This is a genomic window from Filifactor sp., assembly GCF_057248345.1.
Map to the genome: position 1 here is coordinate 1 of NZ_DBHIIC010000051.1, position 8,740 is coordinate 8,740.

7 protein-coding genes are annotated in these 8,740 nt (G+C 33.8%); 4 read left to right on the forward strand and 3 right to left on the reverse strand.

The genetic code is table 11. The annotated features are described in order from the left end of the window. The 3 genes from ACO5GE_RS07220 to ACO5GE_RS07230 form a co-directional block, all read right to left on the reverse strand. Positions 1 to 390 (reverse strand): DNA-processing protein DprA (locus tag ACO5GE_RS07220; protein ID WP_484830246.1); only part of this gene is annotated, 390 nt, incomplete at its 3' end. A gap of 5 nt (positions 391 to 395) precedes the next feature. Next, entirely contained in the window at positions 396 to 1,919 is a 1,524-nt protein-coding gene (locus ACO5GE_RS07225) for a YifB family Mg chelatase-like AAA ATPase (RefSeq protein WP_484830247.1), read from the reverse strand. Between the two features lie 70 nt (positions 1,920 to 1,989). Beyond that, positions 1,990 to 2,337 (reverse strand): YraN family protein, encoded by a 348-nt coding sequence (locus ACO5GE_RS07230; protein ID WP_484830248.1) that lies wholly within the window; start codon positions 2,335 to 2,337, stop codon positions 1,990 to 1,992. Between the two features lie 300 nt (positions 2,338 to 2,637). On the opposite strand from ACO5GE_RS07230, the gene ACO5GE_RS07235 reads away from it, so the two are divergent. The 4 genes from ACO5GE_RS07235 to nifJ all read left to right on the forward strand — a co-directional run bounded on the left by ACO5GE_RS07235 (position 2,638) and on the right by nifJ (position 8,541). Then, a complete protein-coding gene (locus tag ACO5GE_RS07235; RefSeq protein ID WP_484830249.1) occupies positions 2,638 to 3,081 on the forward strand; it encodes an RrF2 family transcriptional regulator in 444 nt (147 codons plus the stop codon). Between the two features lie 15 nt (positions 3,082 to 3,096). Continuing rightward, positions 3,097 to 4,284 carry a cysteine desulfurase NifS gene (nifS, locus tag ACO5GE_RS07240; RefSeq protein ID WP_484830250.1) on the forward strand — a complete coding sequence of 396 codons (1,188 nt, stop codon included), beginning with the start codon at positions 3,097 to 3,099 and terminating at the stop codon, positions 4,282 to 4,284. Continuing rightward, positions 4,284 to 4,706 (forward strand): Fe-S cluster assembly scaffold protein NifU, encoded by a 423-nt coding sequence (gene nifU, locus ACO5GE_RS07245; protein ID WP_484830251.1) that lies wholly within the window; start codon positions 4,284 to 4,286, stop codon positions 4,704 to 4,706. Before nifS ends, nifU begins: the two co-directional genes overlap by 1 nt. 292 nt (positions 4,707 to 4,998) lie before the next feature. Further along, positions 4,999 to 8,541, forward strand: a complete 3,543-nt coding sequence (nifJ, locus tag ACO5GE_RS07250; protein ID WP_484830252.1) for a pyruvate:ferredoxin (flavodoxin) oxidoreductase — start codon at positions 4,999 to 5,001, stop codon at positions 8,539 to 8,541. Positions 8,542 to 8,740: the final 199 nt, after the last annotated feature.

The following is an 8,740-nucleotide window of genomic DNA, read 5'->3' on the forward strand; positions in this document are numbered from 1 at the left end:
GCCAAAGAAGTCTGCACAGAAAACACCGTAAGCATCCGGTTTTCTGCTGCCGATAATGCCGATTGAAAATTGTTGTAGTAGAGATAAATTACCTTTGAAATACAAGATATACGGAAAATCATACAGTTCTTTTAACGACGAAGGATAGTTTTTCATAGCAATATTGATATATCCAATTTCTTCAAGTTGTAATTCTTCGACAAATTTTTCATATTCATCAAAAGCAGACTCAATGTCAGATTTCTTTTTTTGAGAAATACTATTTAGCTCCCGAATAGATACTTGAGTCAACAGCTGTATATTATCAATACTTCCGACTTCATTCAAAATGTATTGAAATTGTTCTGCTGAGATACTCGCAATACTAAATATTAAAAATATATCAACCATAAAAACTACCCCCAATATTTTAACAGAGCTTTTCGAAATGATACGGCTTCTGATAAGTGAACAATAGAAATAGAATCTTCCTGTTCTAAATCAGCTATTGTTCGTGCGACACGAAGAACTTTATGATAACTTCTCAAAGAAAAAGAGAACTTTTCGAAAGCAGTTCGAATAAAATCAGACTCTGTTTTTCCAAGATTACAATACTTAGAAATATATTTTGCAGGAATTAGTGCATTATAACAAAAATTTTCTTTTTTAAAACGTTCCTTTTGAATTTCAATTGCAGAATATACTCTTTTATAAATTTCTTCACTGGATTCAGATGCAATAGTTGTATGAAGTTCATCAAACTCAATAGGAGACATTTCTGTAAATAAATCAAAGCGATCTAATAAAGGTGCAGAGGCTCTACCTAAATAATTTCTGATTTGATATTCTGTGCAAACACATTCTTTGAAAGGATTGAGATAATTTCCACAAGGACAAGGATTGGTTGCTGCAACCAGTATAAAATCACAAGGATATTGATAGCTGTTTTTAATTCGACTGATGTTGACATATTTATCCTCGATAGGTTGTCTAAGAGCTTCTAAGGTTTTTTTCTCAAATTCCAACAACTCATCAATAAATAGAATTCCCTTATGAGCCAATACTACTTCTCCTGGAGTCGAATTTTGTCCTCCTCCAATAATAGATTTCATAGTAGCGGTATGATGAGGAGATCGAAATGGTCTTACTCGATTCAACAAATTTTGATTAAATTTTCCCGTACTGCTATATATTTTACTTACCTGTATGTATTCCTCTTCATTAAGAGGATTCATAATGGAAGGTAACCTCTTCGCAATCATAGATTTTCCGGAACCCGGAGGTCCTATGAACAACATGTTATGATATCCTGCAGCTGAAATTTCTGCACTCCTCCTTGCAATTAAATTTCCTTTTACATCTGAAAAATCATACTCATTCTGAAAGGATGGATTGAATGAAATAGGAGATATTTCTTCCAATTCATCCACTCCCATCAGATAGGATACGATTTCATTTAACGAAGATGCATTCAGCAACTTAATATCTTTGACAACTTGAGCTTCCATACTATTTTGCTTTGGAAAAATGACACGATTTATGTAATCACATTCCCGTGCTGCAATAATAAAAGGAATTGTGCCGTTTACCTTTTGCAAGGTACCATCCAATGAAAGTTCACCAAAGAACATGGTATTTGAAAACCGTTCTTCTAAAAAATGATACTCGCTGCTTAAAATGCTAAGTGCAATTGGCAAATCATAATGAGAACCTTCTTTTTTTACACTAGAAGGGGATAGGTTAATGACAATTTTTTTGTTCGGAAATTTTAATCCACTATTCAGAATAGCAGAATGAATACGTTCCTTTGATTCTTTCACTGCAGTATCAGGTAATCCAACCATAGTAAAATTGGGTATTCCTTTCGATACATCGGCTTCTACATTTACAATGTAACCATCAATTCCTTCTATTCCGGAACTTAAACTTTTAAAAAACATTGTATCCTCCTTAGTTAAACATTGGATTACTATATATTATGATATATTTATAAGGAATTATGTACGGAAATTAAAAAGCATTTTCTAAATGAATAATTTCTTCGGTATCTGTGTATATTTCTATTACGTCGAAACGAATTTCTTCATATTTTATTTTATGTGTATTGAGATATATGGAGGCAACAAATCTAATTGTTTGTTGTTTTTTATAATTTACCGCTTCACAAGCAAGTCCAAAATCAGTATTCTTTCTTGTTTTTACTTCAATGAAACATAGAATATTTTGTTGGAGAGCAATAATATCAATTTCTCCCTGTAAGATTCTAAAATTTTTGTCAAGAATAGTATATCCATTTTTTACAAGATAGTTTGATGCTTCAGCTTCTCCAAAATCACCTAATATCTTTTTATTTTTCAAACTTTCAACCCCTCTATTTTATGTAATCCCAATAATGAATTTAACACCTCTTATTTCAATGATAACATAAATAAATAAGAATACAAATAGAAAATATCTAATTCTAAATTCCATTTATAATTAAACAAAATTAAGAATTAATTTGAAATATATACAACTATATATTACTTTTGATTAAAATTCATCTATTATCAAATAGTACTTTTAATTGAGAAAAAAATGATAGAAAATGTTGACAAGGGGTACATATATAAATATAATAAAATCATACTATTATAGTAGGAATTGAGGGAAGACAGCATGAAACTATCGACAAAGGGACGGTATGGATTAAAGGCCATGTACGATCTGGCTGTTTATGAAGATTTGCATGAACCCATTTCATTAAAGGCGATAGCATCTAACAATAATCTTTCAGAACAATATTTAGAGCAAATATTTTCCAAATTGAAAAAGTCGGGTTTGGTCAATAGTGTGCGAGGTGCGCAAGGTGGTTATGTGCTGAGTCGTTCTTCTAAAGAAATCACAGTAGGTGATATTATTAGAGTTTTAGACGGTCCGATTGCACCTTCTATGTGTCTGTTGGATGAGGTGGGACCTTGTATCTCCGGAAAAGATTGTCCTACCAGAGCTGTTTGGAAAAAAATTAAAGACTGTGTAGATGATGTCATTGATAATATCACGTTGTATGATATGGTTATAGAACAGAAGTTAATCAAATCAGATAGTATTTTAAAATGTTGAGGGGGAAACAGTTTAATGAATAGAAAGTATGTGTATATGGATAACTCAGCTACAACAACTATAAAACAAGAGGTATTGGATCAAATGATACCTATCTTCACAGAAATCTATGGGAATCCGTCCAGTATTCACCAAGCAGGACAGATTGCTAAAGTATATGTGGATAAAGCAAGAATGCAAGTAGCTAGCCTATTGAATGCTTCTTTAGATGAAATTTATTTTACAGCAGGAGGAAGTGAATCTGATAATTGGGCTCTAAAAGGTGTTGCTGAAAAGTTTAGAAAAAAAGGAAATCATATTATTACAACTAAGATAGAACACCATGCGATTTTACACACTTGTGAATATCTTGAAAAACAAGGATATGAAGTAACTTATTTAGATGTAGATGAATATGGAGTGGTAGATTTGGAACAATTAAAAAAATCTATTACCGATAAAACAATTTTGATTTCTGTTATGTTTGCAAACAATGAAATTGGAACGATCCAGCCAATTGAAGAAATTGGAAAAATTGCAAAAGAACACAAAATTTTATTTCATACGGATGCAGTTCAAGCGATTGGAAATGTAGATATTGATGTCCATAAGTTAAATATTGATATGCTATCTATGTCAGGACATAAAATTCATGCACCAAAGGGAATAGGCGTATTATATATTAAAAAAGGCTTGATTCTACCAAACCTAATTCATGGTGGAGCACAAGAGAAAAAAAGAAGAGCAGGAACAGAAAATGTCCCAGGGATAGTTGGATTAGGAAAAGCTTGTGAGATTGCCGAACTAAATATGCAAAGTCATATTACTCATTGCACCAAATTAAGAGATAGATTGATAGAAAAAATTACACAAAAAATACCATATACACTTGTTACAGGAAGTTTGGAACATAGGCTACCAGGACTTGCAAGTTTCTGTTTCAAATATATTGAAGGAGAGGCATTACTTTTAAGTTTGGATATGAAAGGAATTGCAGGTTCCAGCGGTTCTGCTTGTACTTCCGGTTCTTTAGATCCTTCTCATGTGTTGATGGCATTAGGGTTAAAACATGAGATTGCACATGGTTCGCTAAGATTGAGTTTATCCGATTTTAACACAGAAGAAGAAGTAGATTATGTAGTAGAAGAGTTAGCAGTGATTGTACAGCGGCTTCGCAATATGTCGCCATTATATGATGAGATTTTAAAGGGGGAGAACAAATAATGTTATATACAGAAAAAGTAATGGATCATTTTAATAATCCAAGAAATGTTGGAGAAATTCCTGATGCTGACGGGATTGGGGAAGTAGGTAACGCAAAGTGTGGAGATATTATGCGAATGTATCTGAAAATTAAAGATAATAGGATTGAAGATGTAAAATTTAAGACATATGGATGTGGTTCTGCTATCGCTAGCTCTAGCATGGCAACAGAAATGATTAAGGGAAAAACAATTAATGAAGTTTTAGAGGTAACAAATAAAGCTGTAGCAGAAGCTTTGGATGGTTTGCCACCTGTAAAAATGCACTGTAGTGTATTAGCAGAAGAAGCCATTGTGGCAGCATTGCAAGACTATGCTAAGAAAAATAATCTAGAAATTCCAGGGATTACGGATCGAGTATTAGAAGATCATAATCACGAATAATAAATAAATCATTAAATGTAATAATTTCAAAAAAATAGAAAGAATATGTAGATTCTTTCTATTTTTTGTTGGATTTCAAAGAAAAAAATGTTATCATCAATTGATGAATTGATATATATTATTATGGGATTTAGGTAGAAATTGAAAAAGATATTAATATTTTTCGATAGATTATAATGGATATCAATTATTTCAGATTTAACTTATGATTATGTTTAAAGTAAGAATATCTATTTTATTATACAAAATAATATCTTTTTTTATTTCAACATAGACTGGGGGGAGGGTTATTATGTCAAAAAAAATAACGAAAACAATGGATGGGAATACAGCTGCCGCATACTGTTCTTATGCATTTTCAGAGGTTGCGTGTATTTATCCAATCACACCATCTTCAACTATGGCCGAATTGGTGGATGAATGGTCTGCAAATGGAAAAAAGAATCTATTTGGTGAACCGGTAAAAGTGGTGGAAATGCAATCTGAAGCAGGTGCAGCAGGCGCTTTGCACGGATCTTTAAGCGCAGGTGCATTAACAACAACCTATACGGCTTCACAAGGGTTGTTGCTTATGATTCCGAATATGTATAAGATTGCAGGAGAGTTGTTGCCGGGAGTATTTCATGTGTCTGCAAGAGCAATTGCAAGTCATGCATTGTCTATTTTTGGAGACCAAACAGATGTTATGTCGGTCCGACAGACCGGCTTTGCGCTATTGGCAACAGGTTCTGTTCAAGAAGTGATGGATTTAGCAGGAGTTGCACACTTGGCATCTATTAAGTCGAGTATCCCTTTTTTGCATTTTTTTGATGGATTTAGAACTTCTCATGAAATTCAAAAAATAGAGAAAATAGATTATGAAGTGTTTGAAAGATTGTTAGATAAGGAAGCTCTGCTCCGTTTTCGTAAAAAATCATTAAATCCGGAGAGACCTTATACAAAAGGGTCGGCACAAAATCCTGATATTTTCTTCCAAAACAGAGAATCTATTAATCGATTTTATGATGCAATTCCGGATATTGTAAATGAATATATGAAAGAGATTTCAAAAGAGACAGGCAGACAGTACAAACCGTTTAATTATTATGGAGCAGCCGATGCGGAATATATTGTGGTAGCAATGGGTTCTGTAACAGAGGCACTGGAAGAGACGGTAGATTACCTCAATGAAAGAGGACAAAAAGCAGGACTTATCAAAGTTCATCTATATCGTCCTTTTTCTGAAAAATACTTTTTTGATGTTATGCCAAAGACAGTAAAAGCAATTACTGTATTGGATCGTACGAAAGAGGTAGGAGCTTCAGCTGAACCGTTGCATTTGGATGTATTAAATATGTTTTATGGAAAAGAACATAAACCCGTTATCTTGGGTGGACGATACGGATTGGGGTCTAAAGATACAACTCCGTCCCATCTTTTGTCGGTGTTTACAAATATGCAAAAAGGACAACCTAAAAATCATTTTACAATATCTATTGTAGATGATGTTACAAACTTATCTTTACCTTTGGAAGAAACTATTGACACATCCTCTAAAGGAACCATGAGATGTAAGTTTTGGGGGTTGGGTTCTGACGGTACAGTAGGAGCAAATAAGGCAGCTATTAAGATTATAGGAGATAATACAGACTTGTATGCACAGGGATATTTTGATTATGATTCCAAGAAATCCGGTGGCATCACGGTATCTCACTTAAGATTTGGGAAACATCCAATTCGTTCCACTTATTTAATAGATCAGGCAGATTTTATTGCTTGTCATAATCAGTCATATGTCACAAGATATGACTTGTTGAAAGGATTACGGAATGGTGGAACCTTTGTATTAAATACACAATGGTCAGATGAAGAATTAGACACCAAACTTCCACATAAGATGAAAAAATATCTTGCAGAAAAAAATATTCAATTTTATACAGTAGATGCTGTTAAAATTGGTCAGGAATTAGGTTTAGGTAATCATATTAATATGATTATGCAAGCAGTTTTCTTCGAATTGACAAAGGTTATTCCGGTGGAACAAGCAAATCAATATTTGAAAGAAGCTATCCAACAAACATATGCTAAAAAGGGAGAAGACATTGTTCAAATCAATTGTATGGCAATTGACAGAGGTCAGCAAGCGTTACATCAAGTTCTAATTCCTGAAAGTTGGAATCATATTGCTGAAGATGAAACAGCCATTGAACACAAAGAAGAACCTGATTATATTAAAAATATCCTTAGACCGGTTACAGCATTACAAGGTAATGACATCCCTGTATCCGCTTTTGTAGGGATAGAGGAAGGTAAAATCCCTGCCGGAACTTCTCAATATGAAAAAAGAGGAATCGCAGTAAAGGTTCCTTGTTGGAATCCTGAAAACTGTGTGCAGTGTAACCAATGTTCTTTTGTATGCCCGCATGCCGTAATTCGTCCGTTTTTGATGACAGAAGAAGAAAGCAAGAAATATGGCGCAAAAGGAATTTCTGCAAATGGAAAAGGATTAGAAGGATATCGTTATCGAATTCAAATCTCTCCACTGGATTGTACAGGATGTGGTAATTGTGCAGATGTATGTCCAGGCAAAAAAGGGAAGAAAGCGTTGGTGATGGAATCCATCGATGACCATATACAGGAACATAATATTTTTATGAATTTACATGAAAATGTCGGATACAAAGAGAATGTTATGGATCGCACGTCCGTCAAGGGAAGTCAATTTGCACAACCGTTGTTAGAGTTTTCAGGTGCTTGTGCAGGTTGCGGAGAAACTCCTTACGCCAAAGTAGTAACGCAATTATTTGGGGAACGGATGGTAATTGCAAATGCAACAGGATGTTCTTCTATCTGGGGAGCATCATCTCCGGCTTCTGTATATACCGCTAATACGGAAGGACATGGACCGGCGTGGGCAAACTCCTTGTTTGAAGATAATGCAGAATATGGCTTGGGAATTCGAATAGCAGTTAAGGCAATTCGAAAAGAATTACAACAGAAATTATCTTTACTAAAGGAACTGACTTCTCACGAAAAATTAAGAGACACAATAGAAGATTACCTGAATGTGATAGGAAATGCAGAGCAAGAGAAACTGTTTAGTAAAGAAATGATAAAATTACTATCAGAAGAAAACTACAGTGCAGAAGAAAAAGAGTTGATTGATGTTGTTTTGAAACAAAAAGAATACCTCGTTGATAAATCTGTATGGATTTTCGGTGGAGACGGATGGGCATATGATATCGGTTATGGCGGTTTAGACCATGTGATTGCATCGGGAGAAAATGTAAATATCTTAGTGTTTGATACAGAAGTTTATTCCAATACGGGAGGACAATCTTCCAAAGCAACTCCGATTGGAGCAGTAGCTAAATTTGCTGCCTCAGGAAAAAGAATCAACAAAAAAGATTTAGGAATGATTGCAACGGCCTATGAATATGTTTATGTTGCACAAGTAGGAATAGGAGCAGACAAAGGGCAGTTAGTTAAAGCATTGAAAGAAGCAGAAGCGTATGATGGCCCGGCTTTAATTATTGCATATGCTCCATGTATCAACCATGGATTAAAAGATGGAATGGGAAAAACACAACAAAATATCAAAGAAGCAGTAGAATGTGGCTATTGGCATCTGTATCGATACAATCCGTTATTAAAAACGCAAGGAAAGAATCCGTTTGTTTTAGATTCAAAAGAACCTATTGCAAGTTTTAGAGAATTTTTGGACAAACAAGTCAGGTATACCTCTTTAAAAACAGAATTTCCTGCCATTGCAGAAGAACTTTATGCAAGAGCAGAAGAAGCTGCAAAAGAAAAATACAAAAAGTATAAACAATTGGCATCAATGTCTATAGAATAGATGTTGGTGAAGTATGAACAACAGGTCCTTTTTCTGTATATGAAGAGAAGATCTGTTGTTCAACTATTATATGTTAAAATAGGATGGTAATTTTATATTTTTTATAGTAAGATCATCATTGTTGAAAAATTCGTACGAAAATAAATGTAACAGTATTTATTTTTTAGAAAAAAAGACTATTATTTTTGATAACTGAGAG

Excerpts from the sequence above, each read along its gene's own strand:
- ACO5GE_RS07225 (WP_484830247.1), bottom strand. The coding sequence starts at position 1,919 with ATGTTTTTTAAAAGTTTAAGTTCCGGAATAGAAGGAATTGATGGTTAC.
- nifJ (WP_484830252.1), top strand. The coding sequence starts at position 4,999 with ATGTCAAAAAAAATAACGAAAACAATGGATGGGAATACAGCTGCCGCA.
- ACO5GE_RS07235 (WP_484830249.1), top strand. The coding sequence starts at position 2,638 with ATGAAACTATCGACAAAGGGACGGTATGGATTAAAGGCCATGTACGAT.
- nifS (WP_484830250.1), top strand. The coding sequence starts at position 3,097 with ATGAATAGAAAGTATGTGTATATGGATAACTCAGCTACAACAACTATA.
- nifU (WP_484830251.1), top strand. The coding sequence starts at position 4,284 with ATGTTATATACAGAAAAAGTAATGGATCATTTTAATAATCCAAGAAAT.